9 protein-coding genes and 7 pseudogenes are annotated in these 22934 nt (G+C 63.8%); 10 read left to right on the top strand and 6 right to left on the bottom strand.

Annotated elements, in window-relative coordinates; genetic code table 11:
• The first annotated feature begins 1021 nt into the window (after nt 1-1021).
• Complete coding sequence (gene lanL, locus ACFQ79_RS31335) at nt 1022-3745, top strand: class IV lanthionine synthetase LanL (RefSeq protein ID WP_383589738.1); 2724 nt, start codon at nt 1022-1024, stop codon at nt 3743-3745.
• Between the two features lie 629 nt (nt 3746-4374).
• Here lanL (ACFQ79_RS31335) and ACFQ79_RS31330 read toward each other — a convergent pair.
• Nucleotides 4375-4503 (bottom strand): annotated as a pseudogene (locus tag ACFQ79_RS31330) (IS5/IS1182 family transposase); the annotation flags it as partial.
• Nucleotides 4504-6353: 1850 nt separating this feature from the next.
• Between ACFQ79_RS31330 and ACFQ79_RS31325 the strand changes: the two are divergent.
• The gene (locus ACFQ79_RS31325; RefSeq protein ID WP_383589737.1) at nt 6354-7748 is read left to right on the top strand and encodes a sulfatase; all 1395 of its coding nucleotides are present in this window, start codon (nt 6354-6356) and stop codon (nt 7746-7748) included.
• Between the two features lie 369 nt (nt 7749-8117).
• Here ACFQ79_RS31325 and ACFQ79_RS31320 read toward each other — a convergent pair.
• Nucleotides 8118-8913: pseudogene (locus ACFQ79_RS31320) on the bottom strand (transposase family protein).
• Between the two features lie 2206 nt (nt 8914-11119).
• On the opposite strand from ACFQ79_RS31320, the gene ACFQ79_RS31315 reads away from it, so the two are divergent.
• From ACFQ79_RS31315 to ACFQ79_RS31300, 4 genes and pseudogenes are all read left to right on the top strand, one after another.
• Nucleotides 11120-12457 carry an alpha/beta hydrolase family protein gene (locus ACFQ79_RS31315; RefSeq protein ID WP_383589735.1) on the top strand — a complete coding sequence of 446 codons (1338 nt, stop codon included), beginning with the start codon at nt 11120-11122 and terminating at the stop codon, nt 12455-12457.
• Between the two features lie 235 nt (nt 12458-12692).
• Nucleotides 12693-13046 (top strand): annotated as a pseudogene (locus ACFQ79_RS31310) (transposase family protein); the annotation flags it as partial.
• Nucleotides 13047-13230: 184 nt separating this feature from the next.
• The gene (gene lanL, locus ACFQ79_RS31305) at nt 13231-15939 is read left to right on the top strand and encodes a class IV lanthionine synthetase LanL (protein ID WP_383589733.1); all 2709 of its coding nucleotides are present in this window, start codon (nt 13231-13233) and stop codon (nt 15937-15939) included.
• A 690-nt stretch (nt 15940-16629) separates the two neighbouring features.
• Nucleotides 16630-17508 carry a TauD/TfdA family dioxygenase gene (locus tag ACFQ79_RS31300; protein WP_383589731.1) on the top strand — a complete coding sequence of 293 codons (879 nt, stop codon included), beginning with the start codon at nt 16630-16632 and terminating at the stop codon, nt 17506-17508.
• Nucleotides 17509-17731: 223 nt separating this feature from the next.
• On the opposite strand, the gene ACFQ79_RS31295 is transcribed toward ACFQ79_RS31300, so the two are convergent.
• From ACFQ79_RS31295 to ACFQ79_RS31285, 3 genes and pseudogenes are all read right to left on the bottom strand, one after another.
• The gene (locus tag ACFQ79_RS31295) at nt 17732-17926 is read right to left on the bottom strand and encodes a hypothetical protein (protein WP_383589729.1); all 195 of its coding nucleotides are present in this window, start codon (nt 17924-17926) and stop codon (nt 17732-17734) included.
• A pseudogene (locus ACFQ79_RS31290) lies at nt 17910-18219 on the bottom strand (IS30 family transposase); the annotation flags it as partial. The gene ACFQ79_RS31295 and the pseudogene ACFQ79_RS31290, both read right to left, overlap by 17 nt.
• Nucleotides 18220-18418: 199 nt before the next feature.
• Nucleotides 18419-19168, bottom strand: coding sequence for a transposase family protein (locus ACFQ79_RS31285; RefSeq protein ID WP_383589727.1), 750 nt, complete (start codon nt 19166-19168; stop codon nt 18419-18421).
• A 131-nt stretch (nt 19169-19299) separates the two neighbouring features.
• Here ACFQ79_RS31285 and ACFQ79_RS31280 point away from each other — a divergent pair.
• Nucleotides 19300-19884 (top strand): annotated as a pseudogene (locus ACFQ79_RS31280) (IS630 family transposase); the annotation flags it as partial.
• Between the two features lie 110 nt (nt 19885-19994).
• Nucleotides 19995-20531 (top strand): annotated as a pseudogene (locus ACFQ79_RS31275) (IS630 family transposase); the annotation flags it as partial.
• A 167-nt stretch (nt 20532-20698) separates the two neighbouring features.
• Here the strand turns inward: ACFQ79_RS31275 and ACFQ79_RS31270 are convergent.
• Nucleotides 20699-20896, bottom strand: a pseudogene (locus tag ACFQ79_RS31270) (hypothetical protein); the annotation flags it as partial.
• A 369-nt stretch (nt 20897-21265) separates the two neighbouring features.
• On the opposite strand from ACFQ79_RS31270, the gene ACFQ79_RS31265 reads away from it, so the two are divergent.
• Nucleotides 21266-21778 (top strand): GNAT family N-acetyltransferase, encoded by a 513-nt coding sequence (locus tag ACFQ79_RS31265; protein WP_383589725.1) that lies wholly within the window; start codon nt 21266-21268, stop codon nt 21776-21778.
• A gap of 198 nt (nt 21779-21976) precedes the next feature.
• Complete coding sequence (locus tag ACFQ79_RS31260) at nt 21977-22573, top strand: hypothetical protein (protein WP_383589723.1); 597 nt, start codon at nt 21977-21979, stop codon at nt 22571-22573.
• The last annotated feature ends 361 nt before the right edge of the window (nt 22574-22934 follow it).

The following is a 22934-nucleotide window of genomic DNA, read 5'->3' as shown; positions in this document are numbered from 1 at the left end:
GGTGAAGTCCAGCAGGTTCCTGCTGCGGGGCTGATCAGCAGTCAGGCACATGGCCAGCCAGGCCCAGAGGAGATCACGAAGCCAGCGCTCCGATACACCCAGGAGATCGGTGCCGCTGCCGCGGGGCGACGTTCTCGCCGGCGGGGTGCGTTCCAGGGCCGGCATGGAAGCGGTGCTGGGCCGCCGCCACGGCCTGGTGCGATTTGCCCCGGCGGCACCGACCTCAGTCGGGTCAGACCCGTCGCGTGCCCGGGGCAGGCCGACGGCCGATCCGGGAGACAGTGCCGTGGACCTCGACCAGCCCCCTGAACCCCTGGAGCGCTTCGACGCGCTGCTTGCCCAGACGCCTCGGGTCCCAGGACGACCGCAGAGTCGGCGAAGCTCTCAAACGGCAGAAAGTATCTGCATACGCTCCTTGTCCCCGCGGCAGGGCGTACGCATACCGCAGGCGTAGCCCAAGCGGCAGACTCATGGGGCAGCTGCCCTGACCACGGCACCGACCGAGCGTTCGGCGGTGCGTGACGGAGGAGGGCCGACCTCGACGGTTACTGATCGTGTACTCCCGAAACGGCAGCCAGCCAGGTCCTCGATCCGCGCGCCCCTGCGCCTCACCCTGGTGGAGCGCCGCTGCCATCCCAGAACCGCCGGAGTGGCCGTACTCGTCCCACGACCACCGTTCGCGCATCAGGGTCTTCCTGCGGCTGTGCCGCCATGGAAGGCGCTCCTAGACGGAAGTGCCCCGTTGGGCCGCCTTGGATGGCGGCCCCTCGCAGATCGGCCAGGAGCGTGCCCTCGGGCCGCCGGGAGCCGAGGCCCGCGAAGCCGGTCGGTCTGGGTGCAGGAAGTCGCCTTGCCACCTTGACCTCAAAGGAACGATACGCCACGAAAGCATTACGCTGATTCATTCGACCTGATGAGGGCTCTTGAGCACTCACTGCTCAGGAAGCATTTCGGGCGCCCTAGGAAGGTGGGAAGGGGATGGATCTGGATGATTCATGGCACAGCGACCCGAGGTTGAGGAATGACAGGCAACGAACTCAGCAGCGCCGGTGAGCTTAAAACGACGGCGGATTCCGTCTTGCTCATCGACGTGATACGAGCGGTACTGGACCGGTGCAACGGACAGAGGTGGTCGGTCCGCCCCGAAGAAGCTTGGTGCTACCTGACGCCACCAGGGGGCCACAATCGTGAGCACGGGTGGAAGCTGCACGTGACAGCGACACCTCTCTCAGCACCGCTAGTACTAGCACGCGCCGGCGAGGTACTGGTGCGTGCCGGTTGCACGTTCAAGTTCGGCACAGACATACGGCGGGTGTCTCAGCTCGTTGACCAGTGGTACGCCCGAGGCGGAGGTGGAAAATTCATCACCGTTTACCCAAAGGATGACGACCAGTTCCGTGAACTCGCGGAGCAGCTCCATCGGGCCACTGAGGGTCTGCCAGGTCCAGGCATTCTGTCCGACAAGCATCTGCGTCCGGGCAGCCTGGTTTTCTACCGCTATGGCGAGATTGGTGGCAGTGGGCACTCGGACTTCACCGACGACGGCATCTTCAAGCGACGGATGGTGGGACCGGACGGGACATCAGCTACTGACGAGCGCAACGCATGGTTCTCACCTCCACCGTGGGCGTCATCACCCTTTCCTGATGAGACGATCGAGACCCCGCAGCCCCCTGACTCCATCCTCCTGGCAGATCGGTACCGGGTCACAGGGGCCATCCGGCATGCAAACAAGGGCGGCGTCTACCGTGCCGTGGACGAGCTGAATGGCACAGAGGTGGTGATCAAACAAGCGCGAGCCCACGTCGGGTCTGGGCTCGACGGCACAGATGTGCGTGACCGGCTGCGTCAGGAAGGCCGAATCCTGCAGGAATTGCAGCCCCTTCAAGTCACCCCTGCCCGGGTGGAACTCATGGACGAACAGGAAGACCTCTTCCTAGTCCAGGAACAGATACCCGGCCAAACCTTGCAAGAGTGGTCGGCGAAGCACGACATGGAAGGCTCCTGCCTATCCAACGAAGAAGCGCTGCAGATGTCGTTGCGGCTTGTAGAACTGGTACAAGAGATTCACGACGCAGGATACGTGCTCCGCGACCTTAAGCCAGCGAACATAATGGTACTCCCAGAGGGAGATTTACGGATCATCGACGTTGAGTACGTGACACGCTGCAACATCCTGTGCAGCCCAATAGGCACACCAGGGTATATGGCCCCGGAGTTGGGGCGTGGGGATGTTGCTACGGAAGCCAGTACTCCCGCAGACTGCTACAGCCTGGGAGCCACGCTGTTCCACATGATCACAGCACTGGTGCCCACTTGGCTGACACGGAGAGATGACGGCCAGGACGTGGAAGAAATCCTGGCCCGAATTGGCGCGTCCCATCCAGCCCTACTTCGATTCATCGACCTGCTCATCGGGTTGACGCAGACGGATCTTCAGGAGCGGTGGACTCTCACACAGGCCCACGAATGGATCACTTCGCTCTCCGGCGGTGCCACCTCCTTGGCGACGTCAGCAGCAGGAGACATGTCACTCTCGGACGAACGTCTCGACGAATTAATCAACGAACAGATACGGCTGCTGCAGTCCTCCATGACCCCCAACGCGGCGATGCTGTGGAAACTGAGCCATGAAACCGGAGAGGAGTATGATCCCTGTACGGCATGGAACGGTGCCGCTGGTGGGCTCGCGGCTCTCACGGCGGCAGCCATGTATGCGACCGGTGCATTGCATGAGGCCGTAGCCGACGCAGCCGCCTGGATCGATCAGAGGCTGTTCACCATCCCTCGACTGCTTCCGGGCTTGGCCTTCGGCCGTGCTGGCACCGCATGGGCGCTTTACGACGCTGGGCAACTGCTTGGGAATGCCGAACTGAGGGAGCGCGCGATCGGGCTGGCTATAAAACTGCCGACCGAGGGGCCTATCGCCGATATCACTCATGGCCTGTCTGGCGCCGGCATGGCGAACCTGCACCTGTGGCAGGCCACGGGAGACCTGCGACTGCTGAAGCATTCATTGGCCTGTGCGGAATCCGTGCTCGGCGCGGCCCAGCGGGACGGTGACGACTGGAGTTGGCCGATACCCAAGGACGTGGACTCGACCCTGGCGAACGTGAATGTCTACGGGTTCGCCCATGGAGTTGCTGGAGTTGGTGCATTCATGCTGGCCATCGCCCAGGCTGCGGAGGCGCGTGTTCCCGGTTCAGGAAGCAGGTTCTACGAAGCCGCGCGCGGAGCCGGTGACACACTCGTCCGTGCTGCCGTCCGCCGAGACAGCGGGACTGTCTGGCCGTCCTCTGTCAATGGCGATGCAGGGCTTGACCCCACGGACGACGTCAGGGTGGTCCGAGGACGGTACTGGTGCGGCGGTGTTGGCGGCATCGGATCCTTCCTCATCCGTCTTGGGGCTGCAACGTACGAACGGCGTTTTGCAGACCTAGCCGAACAGGCCGCAGCCGAGGCCATCCGCAACCCATGGGCTGCTACCGCGGGCGCGTGCTGTGGCCTTGCAGGCGTAGGTCATTTCCTCCTTGACATGGCCCATTACACCGGTCTCGACTCGTACCACGCTCAGGCTCGAACAATTGCCGCAATCATGGATGCCCGAAACGTTGTGAGTAATGAAGGCCACGAGGAGCGCGCCGACTACCAGGGCGGGACTTCGGGTACGTTGGGATTCTTCCTCCGGCTCCGCCATGGAGGCAAACATCCGTGGGTCCCGGAACAGGTGGCCGTTTCTTGGTAGCCTAGCGGCCGAAAGGCTCGTCCTGTGCCTCGTGGCCAGTGTGCCACAAACCCCGAGTTTCTCGCGGTGCGCTGACTGTTTGTGCTTCATAGTTGCGTCGACGAGAAGGCGGATGCCGATCTCCCTCCACGCCGAACTAAGATCCGTCGAGAAGTGAACTGAATATACCTCGGGAACCGCTCGTTAGTTTCCCATATGGAACTGTTGGCGATCGGACGGTCCGCAACTCGGTGACCGGCAAGACCCGGGGCCGCACCACCGTCAGCGGGATGCGCTGGAGGCACTATTCGACTGCACCGCTACAGCGGCCTGCAGTGCGCTGGACGCACGCAAGGGGAACCGCCGGGATTTCTTTATCTAGCGGTGTCGAAATGCGCCTCGAACCAGGGTGTGTGTGATGTCGTGATCAGTTCCTGGGTTCTGACCCCTTGGCGCGGTGGAACCCGGCAGGACTGTGGCCGTGACGCGTAGGTAACTCGCCAGCGCTCCGGCAGCGTTTCGCGATCCGGCCTGGTCAGGAGCGCCGTCGGGAGTGTAGTGGGTTGGGCCCCACCAACGAGTGGATGAGGGAATTACTCTGGGCTGTCATGGATGGCTTCCCGGTGTGATCGACGGCCACGCGGACGCGGAAACAGCGTCTCATCAGGCGTGTCCTGCGTTCCCCCGCCCTGCGGCCGGGTCTTCGACGGTGGGATCAACGGCTCCGCGATCTCCCACAAGCCATCCGGAACAATCCAACTCCACACACCCCGCCCCATGAACAACCCAACGACCACCCAACCACGTTGGAAACGGTCTAAGGTCGCCCGCCTGAGGATATAAACGTCCTCGCGCAGCCCGCGGTTCTCCCGGCACAGTGCGGCCGGCTTGGCACGTTCGCTGCTGGTCAGGCCATCACGTTCACCCGCGTCGGCTTCGGCCTGGCGGCCCCACTCCCTCACCGCGGGCCCGGTCAGGCCGAAGCCCCCGAACAGTCCCCCGCCGGCACAGCTCTACCATCTCGGCGCTCTCCCTGATGAGCATCATCCTTTCGGAGTCGAAACCCCTGATCTCAGATGTCCGTGAAAGCGAAGAAAACCCAGGGGGCCATTCCAAAGTTTTGGAATGGCCCCCTGGGCCGATGGTCAGTCCTGCGCGGTGCTGGCGACGACCGTTTGCCCCAGCCAGGACCTCTAGAACCGTCTTGAAAACCTCGTCCGGGTCGAATTCGACCCTTCGCACAACTGAAGTCCTGGCGGCAATTACGGCTAGGCAGATGCTCCACCCGCCGTATCGACACCATCACCAAGCCGTCCGCACACTGCTGACCTACAGTTATTCGAATGAAAGAGACTCAGTCATCATCGGCACTGCGGGTTATCATCTTCAGCTCCGGTGCGTTCTGGACCATAGTTAGTGTCCTCGCAGATTATGATCACAGTTGCCGTTGTCGGCCCGTCCCCGCACTTTGCGAAGGTTGACTGCTCTTGTTCGAGCATCTGCAGCATGTGGACATTCATTTATTGCTCCTTTATCGAAATGCCGTTAGGTGCGGACCCGCGACGCGGTCTTCGGAATTCGGCTTCGCCCCGCGACGACGCAGAACTGAAGTTAGGCGGTCCGGTTTGACTGCTACGTGAGTACTTAGTGCTTATACGCAAGATGGCGCAGGCCAGGAAAACTCAGCTCCGCCCCCGAGTATCACGCGGCCCGGAGCGTTGCCTTTGTCGTGCCGCCGGTCAGCCGGTGTCGCGGGCGGTGGGTCACGTCCGCTGGAGTGGTGTATAGACGACCACTCAGTGGACCTCTTCATCCTGTGCCGGGAGCCATGCTGCACCGGGCCAGTGGTCACCGCCCGCGACGATGCGCGCGGCCGCAAGCACCGGGGCCGGCAGTAGCCGCTTCCCGAGAAGGCGGAGGCGGGTCGCCCATGTTCCGCCGGCCGTGTAGTAAACCGGGCGGAGTCCGGCCAGGTCCCCGAGGACGACCCGCTCACGGTCGTTTGCGGCGGTCACCCAGTAGGATCCCGGCCATCCGGCCAGTGCTCCCCAGCAGCCCGCGCGGACGGCGTTCAGTACACGGTGCAGCTCGTCCCCTACCGGTCTCGGTGGTGCTGTCTTCGCTGACTACGCTGAGCAGGGCGCGCCTTCCCGACCCGCGTTCGCAGCGCGGGCCTACTCGGTGACCATGAGCCGACCACCCGGGAGGGCACGCCCTGCGCGTCCCGCGAGGCACCGCACCCCAAGCCGATCCACAAGTCCTGAGCATGCCTCATCTCGCGAGGGCACGTGTCTCACCCTCTCCAATGACTCACATTGGCGCGGCAGAGAGGTCGGAACGGTTCAAAGCAGTACCGTCGTGCACGGGGCACTCCATCGCTTGGCGGTATGTCCCGCGACGTGGGTTTTGGTCAGATGGTGGTTTGCTACTGTCCGCCGGCAGATCGGCGCCGGTATGCCGTCTCCTGCTTCACAAGGCTCAACGAGGAGTACACCCAGTCGAAGGCCCCTGACCGGCGTTGCCCTCAGTTCTCACGCAATAAGCGGGGCGTCCCTGAGGTCCGGTAGCCGATGACAACACCGCATCAGCCACACCTGGTCCTTTCGGACCGCCTCGTATAAGGAACCGTATGTCTGTGTCCCTGTCCCGGCGTGCCCTCGGCGGTGCCGCCGTCGGCGCCGCTGCCGGAGTCGCCCTGGGCGCCACGGCGCCCACCACCTCCGCCGCTGCCGAGGAGCGGCCCTTCCGGGCCGCCACCGGGCACCACGCGCCCCGGCCCAACATCCTCTTCATCCTCGGCGACGACCTCGGCTGGGCCGACCTCTCCTCCTACGGCTCCCCGCACATCCACACCCCCCACCTGGACCGTCTCGCCCGCCAGGGCGTCCGCTTCACCGACGCCTACTCCGGCTCCGCCACCTGCTCCCCCACCCGCTTCAGCCTCTACACCGGCCGCTACCCGGGCCGCACCAAGGGCGGTCTCGCCGAGCCCATCGCCGACAAGTCCGCCGGCCTGGAGCCCACCCACCCCACGCTCGCCTCGCTGCTGCGCGACGCGGGGTACCGCACCGCACTCATCGGCAAGTGGCACTGCGGCTACCTGCCCGACTACTCCCCCACCCGCTCCGGCTGGGACGAGTTCTTCGGCAACTTCGGCGGCGCCCTGGAGTACTACTCCAAGCTCGGCCTGTTCGCCGAGTACGACCTGTACGAGGGCGACGCCACCTACAAGGACCTGCGCTACTACACCCGCATCCTCACCGAACGGGCGAGCGAGTACGTCAGCCGCGACCACGACAAGCCCTGGCTGCTCAACCTGAACTTCACCACCCCCCACTGGCCCTGGACAGCCGACGGCGACGAGAAGACCGGGGCCGAGATCACCCGGCGGATCAAAACCGGCGACCGATTCGCCCTCTTCCACTTCGACGGCGGCTCCATCAACAAGTACAAAGAGATGGTCGAGGACCTCGACCGCTCCGTCGGCAAGGTGCTCGCCGCCCTCAAGCGGGCCGGCCGCGAGCGCGACACCCTCGTCTTCTTCGGCAGCGACAACGGAGGCGAGCGCTTCTCCTACAACTGGCCGCTCACCGGCAACAAAGCCTCCCTCCAGGAAGGCGGCATCCGCGTCCCCTCCATCCTGCGCTGGCCCGCCAGGATCGACGGCGGCCAGGCCAGCGACCTGCCCGTGTACTCCCCCGACTGGACCGCCACCCTCCTCGACATCGGCGGCGCCCGGCCCCACCCCGCCTACCCCCTCGACGGCACCAGCCTCGCCGGACACCTCCTACACGGAAAGAAGGTCGCCGAGCGCGACCTGTTCTGGCGGGTGCGCGGCGAGCGGGCGCTGCGCCGCGGCGACTGGAAGTACTACCGAGGCACAAGCGGCCGCGACCAGCTCTTCCACCTCACCGAGGATGCCCGCGAACAGGCAGACCAGGCCCCGTACGAGACAGAACGGCTGGCCCAGCTCAAGGCCGCCTGGGAACGGATCGACGCCGAACTCCTCCCCTACGGAAGCTGACAGCACCGCCCCAACGAACTCGCGGCCCGGGGCAGGCCGCCCTCAGCGACTGGACCGTCCGTGATCAGCGAAGGGGCGGTGGTGCGGCCAGCGTGTGCAATGGGACGGGGTCGCCATCTCCTGCGAGGGGGCGACCCCAATCAACGCCAATGCAGGCCGCTCAGGCCACAGGAAGCGAGGACTCTCGCCAAGCCTCGGCGCAGAAGCATTGCGAGCCGGCATGGCAGCAGGCCTTGTCAGAACCGTGCTCCTGCAGCGGGTTAGACAACCAAAGCGTACGGCGATCAGCCACCGGTCTTGATGATGATCTCACCGGACGTCGCCGTCGGCGGGTCGATCACGTCGCCGGCCACGGCGCTGCTTCTGCGCTCAGCTCTTCAGCCGTGGGGCTCTGCTGGTTCCCTGTCGTGCCGTACCCGATGTCCCGCACGCTCTGGCTCGCCGGAGCGGTCTCCAGGACTTCAGCAGGGCGAAGGCGCGTTCACCGGGTGCTCTGAGTCGGGCGTGTCCGCGGTTGAACTGCTGGTAGTGCTCGGGCTGTTCGCGATGGTGGCAGCAGGGGGTGCGGACGGTGGCGCCGGCGCCCTGGCAGGCGCGGTCGGCGAGAACGGGATCTGCCGGGTGAGGCAGGCCTTCACGATGCCGTGGGCCCGGGCCGTGGTCAGGTCGTGGGTGCGGCCGGGTGCCGCGCGGGAGAACCACAGCGGTGTGCCGTCGGGGCGGGCGATGACCTGCACGTTCATGCCGTGCTTGCGGTGTTTCATCGAGTAGTACGGCTCGTCCGCGTGGATCCGGTCGATGGGGATCAGGGTGCCGTCAACGATGACGTGGTCGCCTTCACCGAGGCCGGTGAGGGCTTCGTGGAGGCCGGGTGCCCAGCCGGCCAGGACGTCCAAGGTCTCGTCGACGTACCGCCAGGCGGTGGCCTGCGATATCCCGAAACCCGCTCCGAGCTGCGAGAACGTCTCGTTCTTACACAGGTGCCCAGCGTGAGGAGTGCCTGCTTGAAGCAGCCGAGCCTGCGCCAGCGGGTATTGCAGGCCTGGCGGTGCTCATACAGCAGCCAGGCGACATGCTCGACGAGCTCGTGCGGGACGTCGAGCGTGGCAGGATACGGAACCAACAGGGCCCCTTCGGTCGCCGGTGTGATGAGTGGAATCACCACGCCAACGACGAGGGGCCCTGCCTCGTCACCACACCCACTGACCAGCCCATTTCACCCTCCAGCACAGGATGAAAGAGGTTCACTGAGCCCTTCCAGGCTACGAGAGAAAAGGCCCAATTTGAGAGGCCAGTTGAATTATGCTGGATTAATACTTCTTCTCTACGGCGCGGTGTAAATCGTAATCCACTTAGTCCCGTCCGTGCAGCCGCAGCCTGTTTCTGCACACAGCGTCTCAGTCGGCATCCAGGAGTCGCCGCAGTCTCCACCGGCGCCGAACACGACGAGCCTACTTTCGGGAAGTAGCTGCAGGTCATTAATTGATTGCATCGTTCAACCTCTTTCTTTAGGTCATTCATCGTCATGGCGTAAAAATGAACCTACGTAACTAAATGGAATGCCGTAGCCTGTAGGTGGAATTAGGAAATTGCCGGAGGTTTGAGCTTTCGGGCGGCTATGACCCTTCAGGCCTGCCCTCGGGTGGAGTGCTTCGATTTCCAGAGGGTTAAGCGATCGTGCCGGTACCGCAATTGGATGCGTCACATAGGGTGGGGTTGTCGTCATTGGTCTTGAAGCATGACCGACCGCACGTCCCGTCGCAGTCGTCGCTGTTGAAGCATGCGCGGTGGCCGCGGGATTCGGAGTACAGCATCTGCAGGGATTCGAGATTCATCTTGCTCTCCAGTTAACCTTGGATGGTATCGCTTGTGTGCGACGCTGGGAATCATCCCGGCGGGACGTCGGTGCGCTCATGAGTAATTCCTACTTTAAACTTTCAAGGTTCCTCCGGTACCGCGCTGTGCATTGCTGCAGGCAGCTGAAGGTCCTGCGGGGGTGCCGCGTCCGGCCGACTCCTCGTTCCAGTACTCCTCGCTGTCCGCGATGAACGCACGGCTGTCACAGCCCGAACACTCCCGTTCCGTGCCGGACGCGTTGACCAGCACGCGGAACACACGATCGCCGCACCCCCGGCAGACGGAGGGAGCGATCTCACCGGGCGGCCGTCGACCGCACCCTGCAGGAACACCGCGGGCTCCGCGGGGGGGACACCCTCACCAACCTGAATCCGTAGCGAGGAAAAGCTGGTCAGGCTGACCCGGCCAGGCCGTTTCCGCCTTTCTCCCCGCACCGCGGGCCTTGCGGCAGCCTCGGCCGGCCGTTGGGCAGCAACGGGCGCCTTGCACGGGCCCCATCCGCTTTTGATTCCCTTTTTGGGTATTGACTGCTCAGGGTTTCCATGTCCAGCGAGCATCTGCTGGAGGCAGGACGGAAGAAGCGCTCCTCAGGCTCCTGGACAGGCAGTGATCCTCATGGTCATTCCCACCACCGCCCGCAGCTGGGCAGCCATTGGGTGGGCCGGGGACCACTCAAGAGCTGACGCCGATGGTCGCTATACACCCTGTGCCCCCGGCGGCAGACGGCTATGGTCGACTCCAGGCCCATTTCGCCGACGGGCCCAGCCCTCCCCGGCCAACCGACAGACACGGCCGGGGCGCCGTGATCGTCTCCGTCCCGGGAGGGTGTCCGAGTTGCCTGGGCACCCTCGAGCCGCAGATTCCGGCATCCTGGAAGTCCGCAAACCGGGCCGGTTTCAGGCCGCATCCAGGTTGGCCCAGTAATCGATCAGGCCGTCGGGCCGGGGGCGGTTCCGCCGCAGTCGGCCATATTAAAGGAGCTAAGGGAGTTATCAGCGGATGCGAACAGTATGATTAACTCGACCTACCCGGAAGGGGAGGATAGAAGACCCCCTTCACTCCCTGCCAGAAATTCCCCAGAGGTCCCGGTCAAGGAATTTCTTTGGAGGCAACACACTACATGGGGATTTCAGTTCTCACCCGATGGTAGCCTTGCCTCTGGCGTCGCGTTCGATGGTGAACGATGGGTGGTCGAGCGCTGGAGTATCGAGAGCGCTCCTCCTAAGCGTTGGCCTCTTGCCGTGTCGGGCGCGGGCCTCCCTCGCGCTGCAGTAGACGACGACGGAATGATGGTAATAATCGCCCCTACCGGTGAGGGAGGGCGAAGGCTCCTTCACATCCCGCGGGACCATGAAGGACCAGTGCGAGGGCCTGGGACAATACTGGACGCCTCTCTTGAGCTTGCTTCGGGTACACCCAACCTCGCAATCAGCCACAGCAACGGTACCTCGGCATTGTGGCAACTTGAGGATCCAGGAGCACCTCGCCCGATAGCCACCCTGCCGGGCCATCTGATGGGGGGGATTCCCCTGGAGTCCTCCGGCCGATACATCGCCTTCAACAGGGTGGATCTTAAAGGGAATTATGAGGCCGTTCGAGTCGACACCTTCGATGGTTCCCTCCATCCCCTTGCCCCAGGTCACATCGGACTTCAACTCCTACTCGCCAGGCCAGAAACCGGAGACCTGCTCTTTGCTGTCGGACTTCCCCACGAAACTGCGTTCGCATTCTCGAAACTCGACCGGGCCACAGTTACCGCAAGATCGATGCAGACCCCTCTTGGCCTTAATTCACTCGAGGCGAGGATGCGGCCGCTAGCATTCGACTCCGACGGAACCACGCTCTACCTCGCCCTCGAACGGGGAGTACGTTCTCAACTGATCTGCCATCACCTCGGCAGTGACACACAACAGCAGATTGATATGCCGCTTGGTGTGATCACCGGCCCGGGTGCTTTCCACCGCGGTATGCTCCGTTTCCCATTCACCACCGCAAGCCGGCCCCAGACCCTGGTCACTGTCGCTCTCCCCTCGATGAACCCGCGACGCGGCACGGTCATGTCGACCACCGGCCCAGCTGCGGCATGTGCAGTCAAATCAGCACTCTTCGAGACTCCCGATGGCCCCATAGAGGCTCTCGTCTATGGGGAGCACTGGGCCACTGCGCGGAGAGTGATCATGGCGCTCCATGGCGGACCTGAGGCACACTGGAAAGCTGCGTTCGAGCCGCCCCTCCTGTCTCTGGCCGAGGCAGAGGGAGTAGCTGTCATCGCCGTCAATCAGCGAGGAAGCACCGGATACGGGAAGAGCCATCAGGCAGCCATCAATCATTCTTGGGGAGGGCCTGATCTCGCGGATATCCACCACATAGCAGACCACATTACGAGCAATCGTTCCCTCTCCGTGGGAAACCAGATCATGATCTATGGATCAAGTTACGGTGCCTTCCTCGCCCTCCTCGCCGCTTCCACACGACCCGGTCATTGGTCACACTGCGTCGCGATCGCTCCATTCCTTAGCGGCAAGCGCCTCTACTACGACGCCACGCCGCCAGTCCGACACCTCCTCGACCGCCTTGGAGGGCACACTGAAATCCATGATGTCCTTGGCCCTCGAAACCTCCTGAGTGCGACGACAGGGCTACGGGCTAAGACTCTTCTGATTCATGGCACCGAAGACTCTATTGTCCCCGTATCTCACAGCCGTGAGCTCTATCAGCACCTCACCAAGGTGGGACGCTGTACCAGCCTGAGCTACGTCGAAGCACCCGGAGAGGGACACAGCCCTCGCTACGACGCCGACCGCCGACCCATCGGAAGACTCATCAACGCGTTCTTCGCGGATCAGCTCTGACACCTGAAGCCTATTTGGGATTGGAAGGGAATGCAAAAATGCGGCTCTTCCAAGATTTTCGTAGGCGTTGACCATTGTGGGCAATCTGCTGCGGCAAGGTGCCCTGCCACTGAGCCGTTTCATCCTGTCTCTGGAGGGTGAAACGGCTCAGTGGCAGGGGTGTGCAACGAGACGAGGCTCCTTGTCGTTGCGGTGGTGTTCTCTACGGCACCATGCATCGCCCGAGGAGCCTCGCTTGGTCCCGTATCGTGCCACGGTCGACGTCCCGCATGAGCTGGTTGGGCACGTTTCCTGGCTCACCCATGCACGAAGGTGTGAACGCCGTTCGCGGTGGCGGAAGCCGGGCTGCTTCCGCCAGGCCCTGCTCGCGCTGGTGCACCTGCGCAAGAACGAGACGCTGCCCGCCCTGGCGGCCGGCTTCGGTGTCTCGACAGCCACGGCCTGGCGCTACGTCGACGAGACCCTGGACGTCCTCGCGGCCTGGGCGCCGGATCTGCACAGGGCCCTGACCGAGCTGGTCGAGGGCGACTTCGTCATCGTTGACGGCACCCTCATCCCCACCGGCCGCATCGCCGCCGACGAGCCGTACTAATCGATGAAGCACCGCAAGCACGGCAAACTCTAATGGGCAGCGATTGCTCATACGAGTCGGCTTCGGCTCAGTCTACATTCCGACTGTAGAGGGAACCTACCTGGAAAGCAACGTCGCCGTTTACCGCTGATTCGGACTAGGGGTGCGAATGTCTCATACTGAGGGAAGATCTGCGGCCCCGTTGGCCGATGCTGTGATTCTTGTTGATGTGCTACATGCGGTGCTCGATCGCTGTGGTGGTCAGCGGTGGGCGGTAAAGCCAACCGACTCGTGGTGTTACGTCACGCCGCCGGTGAGCCGTTCACGGGCGCACGGCTGGAAGCTGCACGTTTCGGCAACGCCTCTATCGGCGCCGCTCGTGCTGGCGAGGGCAGCTGAGATACTGGTGCGGGCAGGCTGCTCTTTCAAGTTCGCCACCGATATCCGGCAGGTTTCCCAGTTGGTCGGCCAGTGGCATGACCGGGGCGGCAGCGGCAAGTTCATCACGGTCTATCCCAAGGATGACGTACAGTTCCGCGCTCTGGCCGAGGAGCTGCACCATGCCACGGAGGGACTCGCCGGACCCGGGATCAATTCAGACAAGCGGCTCCGGCCGGGGAGTCTGGTGCATTACCGGTATGGCGAGATCAGTGGCGGTGAGCCGGTGTTCACCGACGATGGAACCTACAAGCGTCGCATGGTGGGCCCGGACGGCACTGCGGTGAAGGACGAACGTAACGCGTGGTTCTCTCCGCCGGCATGGGCGAAGCCGCCATTCCCCGATGTGTCGGTCGAGGTGGCACAGACTCCCCAGTCGGTTCTTCTGGGCGGTAGATATCGGGTCCGAGGGGCGATCCGGCATGCCAACAAGGGCGGAGTGTACCGCGCTGACGACGAACGGACGGACACTCCGGTGGTGGTCAAGCAAGCGAGGGCGCATGTCGGCGCGGGGCTGGACGGTACCGACGTCCGTGACCAGCTCAGGCGGGAAGCCCGCATCATGCAGGATCTTGCGCCACTCCAGGTCACACCCGGTTTTGTCGACCTGTTCGAGGAAATGGGGGATCTGTTTATGGTACAGGAGGAGATCCCTGGCAAGACGCTGAAGGCCTTTGCAGCCGAGCGGCAACACGATGGCACTCTGTTCGCCGCCGAGGCAATCAACATGGCCCGCCGCCTGGCTTCCGTGATGCAGACGTTCCACGACAGCGGATACCTCATCCGCGATCTCAAACCTCACAACGTCATGGTGTCCCCGCTCGGCGACATCCGGGTCATCGATGTCAAGTACGTCTGCGAAAACGCGGTCGAGTGCTACCCCGCAGGCACGCCCGGCTACATGGCTCCCGAGGCGGCCAACACACGCGACAAGTTCGGAGTTCCGGACGCGGCGGCTGACTGCTTCAGTCTCGGTGTCACCATCTTCACAATGATCACATCGCTGGCACCAGATCTCCTGTCGCCACAGGATGGCAATCGTGAGGGCACGCTCGCCCACATCGCGGTCTCCCATCCGACGTTGACCGGATTTGTTGACATCATTCTCGGGCTCACCGACCCGGACCCGCAGGCACGCTGGACACTCGGACAGGCTCGAGAATTCCTTGACAATCCCCCAGCCACGCTCCGCGGCCGGGTTGCCAAGGCCGTGGATGACACGCACCTGGACAATCTGATCGACGATCTTATTCGTCAGCTGCGGGACGGAATGTCGCCCGGTGAGTCGAATCTGTGGAAGCCTTCAAAGCAAGCACAGGCGGACGAAAGCGACCCGCTGACTGCCTGGAACGGAGCCGCCGGAATTCTGAGCACCCTCACCCGCATCGCCACACTGAGGAAAGATGACAAAGACTTGCGCGATACGGTCGCAACGGCGGCAATGTGGATCAATCAGCGCCTCTTTACGATCCCACGACTGCTGCCCGGACTTGCCTTCGGCCGTTCCGGCACCGCATGGGCCCTCTACGACGCCGGACGGCTCCTCGACGATGACACCCTGCAAAAACGTGCCCTTGAACTCGCCGCGAGACTGCCTGTCACCTGGCCAAGCCCCGACATCACACACGGTCTCTCCGGCGCTGGCATGGCTCACATTCACCTGTGGCAGGCCACTAGTGAACAGCACCTGCTCGACCGCGCCCTTGTCTGCGCCGACGCCGTCCTCGCCGCAGCCCACCACAAGGGTGACGACTGGTCATGGCCTATACCCACAGATACCGATTCTGCTCTGGCCGGCCAGGATGTCTACGGGTTCGCCCACGGCATCGCCGGTGTCGGAGCCTTCCTCCTTGCTGCGGCTGAGGTCGCCGAGCACAGCAGACCGGGATCGGGTACCCGCTACCTCGAGGCAGCCCTCGGCGCGGGCGACACCCTCACCCGTGCTGCACTCCACAATGAGTGCACCGGAGTTTGCTGGCCGAACACTGTAGGAGACGGCCGTCCTGTCCAGGGCCGTCACTGGTGCAGCGGCGTAGGTGGCATCGGTTCGTTCCTTATACGCCTCGCCACTGTCACCGGGGATCAGCGATTTGCCGAACTCGCCAGCCAAGCCGCAACCGCTGCCGCCGATAAGCCCTGGGGACATCTCGCCGGCGCATGCTGCGGCCTTTCCGGCGCCGGGAATTTCCTCCTAGACATGGCCGACCACACCGGCCACGATCGCTACCGCCGCATAGCAGGCAACCTCGCCACCGTTGTCCACGCCATGCTCCGCAGTACAACCCCCGATCGGCGTGCCGAACTCGACTACCAGATCGGTGCTGCAGGCGTCCTGGCCTTTCTCTTCAGACTCCGCCACGGGGGACCTCACCCTTGGATGCCTGCAACCCAACGACTTCGCCGTGACGCTAGCTCTAGCCCGCCATGGCGAGTGAATAACCATCCACCACACCAGAAGGAAGTGACGGAATGATCAGCATCGAAAATCTTCAGATGTTCCCTAGCGAAGAAGCCGGTGTCGGACTTCTGTTCAGGAATGACGATTGCGGCGAAATACGAACCACACCGAGCGGGGATGAAACCTGCCCCTGCCCTACAAGCGGGGCGACCGACCTCTGCGACAAAACCTGCAACGAGCGGGCGACCTGCGAATGGACCTGTGGCGGATACACCTCCGGCCCCTGACACAAATTCCGTAAGACCATTTTCCGAAAATATCGCTAACGCGCTTAGAAAGTGATTAGAAATGCTTGAAAATCTGCAAAGGTTCGAAGAAGAAAAGCCCGACAGCTTGGTAGGTGGCTGCCTGCCACCTCTTCTGACGTGCGAGGTATCCTGCGAAAACAGCTGCAATCACACCTGTGGTCACGGCGGCTGGACCTGCTCCCCCCATAGCCATGACTAAGACTGAGCGAGATTTAGAACTTGAGTGAAACGCCGGGCCCTCGTCGTTGGTGTGATGATCTCACTCAGCACATCGATGACGAGGGCTTCGTCGGTTCCGTATAGAGCCATGAGGGCCTAGTCATGGGGCTGGCTGGCCGCAGATTCTCTTGAGCGCCTGGACGGTCTTGAACGGTGGTCTGATGTTTTCGAAGACGTCAGGAATCCACCGATGCGGGGCTGTTGTTGAGTACCATCCCCCCGCCTCAGTGGAATGAGAATGACTACAATATTCAATGTGGAAGATTTTTCAGAAATTGCAAAAGATGTCATTTCGGGAGAGGATCTCCCTCCATCTCATCCCGCGGTGCATGAGAAATTTAATGCAGCCATGAAGAATATTCCAGGATTCTCGAGAGGGTGGATGGAGGTTCGGGGTGCGCTAGAAGCGGATGGGTACGCCCTATTGAAGGTTGAGAAACTCAATGTGCTGCCCCTTGGTTTCATTCGAGACCTGGCGATACTTCTCACTCATCAAATCGGAACTCCGAATCCGGCCGGGGTGTTCCGTGAGGCCGCCGGGGCCCTGATCCCGAGTAGCGCCATTGCGGTTGATGTCAGGCCGCGCAGGAGTGGAAATCGACACGACCCGTCAACGGTAGACGGGGCGGCCCCGCTTCACACTGACTCCAGCTTCTCCCTGAAGCCGGAGCGCTATTTTGGCCTTTGGTGTGTAAATCCTGCAGAGACTGGAGGGGAGAGTGTCCTGATTGACAGCAGGGAGGTTGTGGGTGAATTGCGCAAACTTTCGGGCGGGGAGAGATGCATCGACATTCTCTCAAATTGCAACCTTCCTCTCTGGATGGAAAGTAAGTCGATGCCAGTGAGAATCCTGACCGAACCGGGCAGTTCTCGAGCGATCGTAAGGTTTCATGAATCGCGAATCGCTAGAGGGATTATCGATAAAGAATTACCGGATTCCGATCCTAGAGTTCAGGCGCTTTGTCTATTCATGAAAATTCTATCCAGCGAGAGGTTCTCGCGAGTCGTGCCGCTCGACAGGGATGAGGTGCTATTTATCGACAATCACAGAATGATACACGGGCGTCGCGATTTTTCTGATCGTAATCGACACATGCTCAGAATTCGCATGACGTGATCGCCTGGAAAGATCCCTTTCTACGACTGCCCGTCGCGCTACTTGGCCGGCGTCTCGTGTCGCCGACGCCCACCTTGAAATCGACTTCACACTCCCCTTCTCCGCTGCCACAGCCTTCGCGCTACCGAACTACCTGAAGCAGGAAGTGAGCTGGTCCTGGCACCTCCTCACGATGCCCGCCCTCGCCTTCCCCGCCAGTGTCCGCGCCGACAGAACCGGCGCGTCACCTCGGCCCGGGCAGGTGCCGACTGAACCGTTCCGGGTTCGGTAGAGATCTCAGTTGGTGGCTGTGGCTGATCGTGGAGTGCGTCAGGGCGTTGTCGTAGGCGTCGCCGACCGAGGCGGCGATGCCGGCCACGCCCAGGTGCTCGGCGAGCCGGAAACTCGTGTATTGCTTGGACTCAACCGCTCGTTGCAACACCGACTGACTGGAGCAGCAGAAGCTGCTCGTTGAGTGCCTCGGCCGGGGTCTTCCAACCGAGTGTCTTGCGCGGCCTGCTGTTCAGTGTGTGGGCGACGGCCTCAATGTCTTCGGCGGACCAACGCGAGAGGTCGGTGCCCTTCGGAAAATACTGGCGCAGGAGTTCGTTCGTGTTCTCGTTCGTTCGTGCCTCGCTGCCATGGGCTGTGAGGATCGGCGAAGAACACAGGGATGCCGGTCTCGACCCGGAACTGTGCGTGGGCCGACATTTCCTTGCCGCGGTCCCATGTTCCGCCATCGGCACGCTGGTCGACCGTGCCACCCGCTACACGCATCTCATCCACCTGCCCGGAGGTTGGAAGGCGCCACAGGTCCGCGATGCCCTCGTCGAGCAAACCGTCGGCCGGCCCGCTTCACTCCGGCGCACGCTCACCCGGGACCAAGGCCGCGAGCTCTCCCACCACGAGGAAATAGAAGAACTGAGCGTTTTCAGCGTTGCCTCTCCAGGGTGAGGACGGCTTTGGTGATGACGCTCATGCGGTTGGGGCTGATGCGGGATCTGCGGAAGATCTGCCAGGACTTCAGCCGTGCCATGCCGCGTTCGACCGGTGCCCTCGCCGCGGCCAGGGCACGGTTGACGGTGCGTTGGGTGAGGGTGAGTTCACCGCCCGGTGGGCGTTTGAGTCCGGTGGTGACCCAGGGGCCGGCGCCCTGGTAGGCGCGGTCGGCGAGGATCGGGACGCCCTGACGCTCGCAGATCCGGATGATGCGGTGGGTGCGGGCCGCGGTCAGGTCGTGGGTGCGGCCCGGCAGCGCCGGCGAGATCCGCAGAACCTCGCCGGCGGGGTCGGTGACGACCTGGACGTTCACGCCGTGTCGGCGGTGTTTGGCCGAGCAGTCGGCCCGGCCATCGCCGACCCGGTCGCACTCGGCGAGGGCCCCGTCCAAGAGAACGAACTCCGGATCATGCTCGCCCAGAGTCTTGCGCAGGCCCGGGGCCCGTTCGGCGAGCAGGCCGGTCACGGCGGTGACGTACGAGTGGGCGGTGCCGACGGATATCCCGAAGCCGGACGCGATCCGGGTGAGGGTGTCGTGGCGGCGCAGGTACACCAGAGCGACGAGCGCCCGCCGGTGCGGCGGGAGTTTGCACCGTCGGTCACCCTCACGGGTGACGATGAGCATCGTGACCCACTCGACGAGGGCATGCGGGAGGTCGAGTGCGGCAGGATAGGGAACCAACAAGGCTCCTGTGCCGGTGGGTTGAGACTTCGAACACCTCCCCCCAACGGCACGGGGGCCTTGCGCGTTGCGGCCCTCACCTCAACCTCATCGGCGTCACCCGATCAGTGGCCACGCTGAAAACGGTCAGTGAGGTCATACCCGAGGACGGCGAACCGGAGGCCGTCTTCTTGCATAGATGAGTTCGGACCACTCAACCTGATGCCGCATCCGGGCAGGCAATGGGCCGAAGGCGGCGGCAAGGGCAAGGACCACGACGGCGACACCGGGCCACCTATAGTCGGTACGGCGGAGTACGACACCTCTTCGCCGCACTCGATCTGAACGAGAACAAACTCTACGGACATGTGAAACCGGTCAAGCGGCGAACCCAGTTCCTGGAATTCTGCAGGTATCTCCGCTTCCTCTACCCGATCCATGTCCGGATCGCGATCGCGTCCGACGTTTTCTCTCCGCACCTGACAACGAAGAGGCGTCAGCGAGTCGGCACCTGGGCCGCGGCGAACAACGTCGAACTCGCCTGCACCCCGACGAACTCCTCCTGGCTGAACAGGATCGAAGCCCAGTTCACCGCCCTGCGCTGCTTCACCCTCGACGGCACGGACCACGCCACCCACAAGGAACAAGGCAGCATGATCCGCCGCTACATCATCTGGCGAAACCGGCACGCGAACGCACAGCTACGAGCCATCGCGGACAGGGCCAACATTGCTTGACTCGGCACTATTGATCCGAAACGCTTTGAGTTCAGGGTCGTTGACGGTGTGTGAGTGATCTGGTGGGGGACGCTCGGGCCTGGTCGCCGGACGCGCAGGAGGCCGTGCGGTTGCTGGCGGTGTCCGCGCTGGTGGAGGGCCGGGACCGGGTAGAGGTCGCCGCCCTGTTCAAGGTGTCGGTCAAGGCCGTGGACAACTGGTGGGCGAAGTGGCAGGTCGGAGGCCGGGATGCACTGCTGTCGCGCCCGCGAGGCCGTCGCGTGGGCGAGCATCAGGTCCTGTCCGAGGCCGAGCAGGCCGCCGTCCGGCAGGCCGTCCTCGACCACATCCCCTCCGACCTGGGGCTTTCGGGTCAGTTGTGGACGCGGAGGCAGATAGCCGAGCTGATCTTCAAACTGTACCGGGGCCGCTTCACCGAGCCCGGCGTGGGCAAGTACCTCAAACGCTGTGGGCTTACCTTCCAACGTCCGGACAAACGGGCCGCCGAGCAGGACACGGAAGCGGTCCGCCTCTGGCACGAGGAGACCTGGCCGGCGATCCGGGCCCGAGCAAAGGCGGAGAACGCCGAAGTCCTCTTCGCCGACCAGGTCGGCATCCGCTCGGACCAGGTCACCGGCCGAACCTGGGGCGCCAAGGGCGCCACTCCGTGGAAGACCGGCCCACACTCGTGGTGTTGTTCGGGCCGGTCACTCGTAGGCCCCGGTGAAGTCGTGCAGTGCAGGATCCGGGAACCTGGCGGGGGCAGGCAACGGAGCGCGTCGAGGGTCGTGTACTCCTCCGCCCGCACCACGCGGTAACGGGCGCCGACCACGGCGAGCTCGTCAACGTACTCAGTCTCCAGCCGGGCGACCGCAGGCAGCAGTACCCCCTTTCTCCTCCTGGCTCTTCGCCTCGCCCTTCGCCTCTCACCACAGAAGCGAGTTCGCGGCCCCGGGAAGAGCGGCGGCGTACGCGCGGCAACTCCTTCAGTCTGAGGAGGGAGGGTCAGAGCGTTTGATGGCCCGGCCGACAAGCACGGCGATCGGGGTCACGACTGCGATGTAGACCCCACAGATCGCTGCCGCCGTAGTGCTGGCGAATGCCAGGAGGACGAGTCCTCCGAGGACGAGGGCCACGGTGAGCGTCAAAAGGAACAGGCGCATAAGAGGTTCAACGATTGAAGCGGCTTGGGGGACCTCAAGGCCGTCCAACATCTTCTCGCCGGGTACGCCGTCGGCCGCGGATCCGCTGTAGCCGAGCTTCTGCTGCCAGGGGCGGGGAGGAGTTGGCCGACCAGCCTGCCCTCACAGGGACCAGCTGGCCCGGCGTACGCGACGACCGGGCGCTCCGTGCGGGAAATGGGGCGGCCCGAGGCAGACGGGGTGGCCTACGCTCTTGGGTCATGACCGTCGTACTGCGGGGCGAGGCCCTGGAACTGACCCCGGCCGGGCCCGACGACGTACCCGCACTGGCCGCCATCCGGGCCACGCCGGAGGTGCACGAACGCTGGCGCGGCGGGCCCGACCTGGCGTCCGAGATCACGCAGGACCTCGCCGACCCAGACACCCACTGCCTGACGGTCCGCAGCGAGGACCGGATCGTCGGCATCATCCAGTGGTACGCGGAGGAGGACCCCGACTACCGGCACGCGGGCATCGACCTGTTCCTCGACCCGTCCGTGCACGGCCGCGGTCTCGGCACCGACGCCGTACGCACCCTCGCCCGCCATCTCGTCCACGACCTGGGCTTCCACCGTCTGGTGATCGACCCGGCCGCCGACAACACCCCCGCGATCCGCTGCTACACGAAAGTCGGCTTCCGGCCGGTGGGCGTGATGCGGCAGTACGAGCGCGGCGCGGACGGCAGCTGGCACGACGGGCTGCTGATGGACCTGCTGGCGGAGGAGCTGCTCTGACGTGCTCCTCCACGGTGTGCGGTGAGACGTCGAGGACTCCGGAGGGCCTGCTCCTCCCCGCTCACCGTGCACAGGCTCGCCAGGGGCTGTTCCGAGGCCGGATCTCGGGGCGGTCGGCACTCGCCGGCATGCGCGGCTTCATGTCAGACGCTGCTGTTACGTTGACGTGAGAATCCTGCTTCGACCCTGGAAGAGCGTATGTACGACGAACGGCTCGCCGAGTTCTCCCGCGAGCGGCTGGACGGCCGTCCGGTACCCGACGATCTGCGCGTTCTGCTGGTGGCGCAATGGGAAGGCCGCACTGACCTCGCCCGCCTCCTCGACCTCGACTTCTTCGAGACGGGAGAGGTCCACCCGCTCCTGGACACCAGTTACTTGAGCGAAACGGAACTCGCCGACCCGGAGATGCAGGCCATCAATGCCGCAGCCGTGGCGATGGCCAAGCATGTCAAGCTCGTGGCCAAGGGCGGAACGGGATGGATCGGCTACTGGCTGCACCCTGACGAACCCGCGGACCGTGCCTGGCCGCTCACAGAGCTGGACACCGAGTTCACCCTCCGGAGCCTGGTCGGCCTCACTCTGGCCGAGGGGGCCGCCGCCGAGCGGGCAAGCTACCAGGACGAGCCAGACGAACGCATCGCGTTCGCACAACTGGCCGCCGAACTCGCCGGGCTTGGGCTACCGCTGAGCACTCGGGAGTACGACGCACTGGATGCCTCCGAGAGCAGGGTGGACCCGGAGGCACTCATGGAAGAGCTGATCGAAGCCGAACGCGAGAAGCGTGGCCTTCGCTGAGCGGGGAGACGCCGGCGCTCCCAGGTGCGGGCCGGGCCCACCGACTCGGGGGCCCGCAGGTGCGAGGCAGAGAATGAGTGCCTGGGAAGCGGCCCGTCCAGCGGGGCGGGCTGGTTGGCCATGCCCGCCCGGCACCCACCGGACCGGTACCCGTCGCCGCGTCGTACCAGACCGCAGCTGCTGAGGGGCCCGGCTTCACGACGTTGCGGTGTCGCGTTCCGCGTTCCGCGTTCCTTCGTGATCCCTGGTCAGACCGCCGTGGTGAAGAGGTCGCTCAAGGGCTGCGCGGAGTCCGTTCCGGAGTGGCCGAGGGGGGCGTCGAAGCTCCAGACGAGGAAGAGCAGGAAGACCACCAGGGCGC

Source organism: Streptomyces sp. NPDC056480 (assembly GCF_042795405.1).
GTDB lineage: Bacteria > Actinomycetota > Actinomycetes > Streptomycetales > Streptomycetaceae > Streptomyces.
The sequence above is the reverse complement of the archived record's forward strand: the minus strand, read 5'-3'. Positions and strand labels throughout refer to the sequence as shown.

Coding starts and splice junctions, on each gene's coding strand:
- lanL (WP_383589738.1), top strand. CDS start 1,022: ATGACAGGCAACGAACTCAGCAGCGCCGGTGAGCTTAAAACGACGGCG.
- ACFQ79_RS31325 (WP_383589737.1), top strand. CDS start 6,354: ATGTCTGTGTCCCTGTCCCGGCGTGCCCTCGGCGGTGCCGCCGTCGGC.
- ACFQ79_RS31315 (WP_383589735.1), top strand. CDS start 11,120: ATGGGGGGGATTCCCCTGGAGTCCTCCGGCCGATACATCGCCTTCAAC.
- ACFQ79_RS31300 (WP_383589731.1), top strand. CDS start 16,630: ATGACTACAATATTCAATGTGGAAGATTTTTCAGAAATTGCAAAAGAT.
- ACFQ79_RS31265 (WP_383589725.1), top strand. CDS start 21,266: ATGACCGTCGTACTGCGGGGCGAGGCCCTGGAACTGACCCCGGCCGGG.
- ACFQ79_RS31260 (WP_383589723.1), top strand. CDS start 21,977: ATGTACGACGAACGGCTCGCCGAGTTCTCCCGCGAGCGGCTGGACGGC.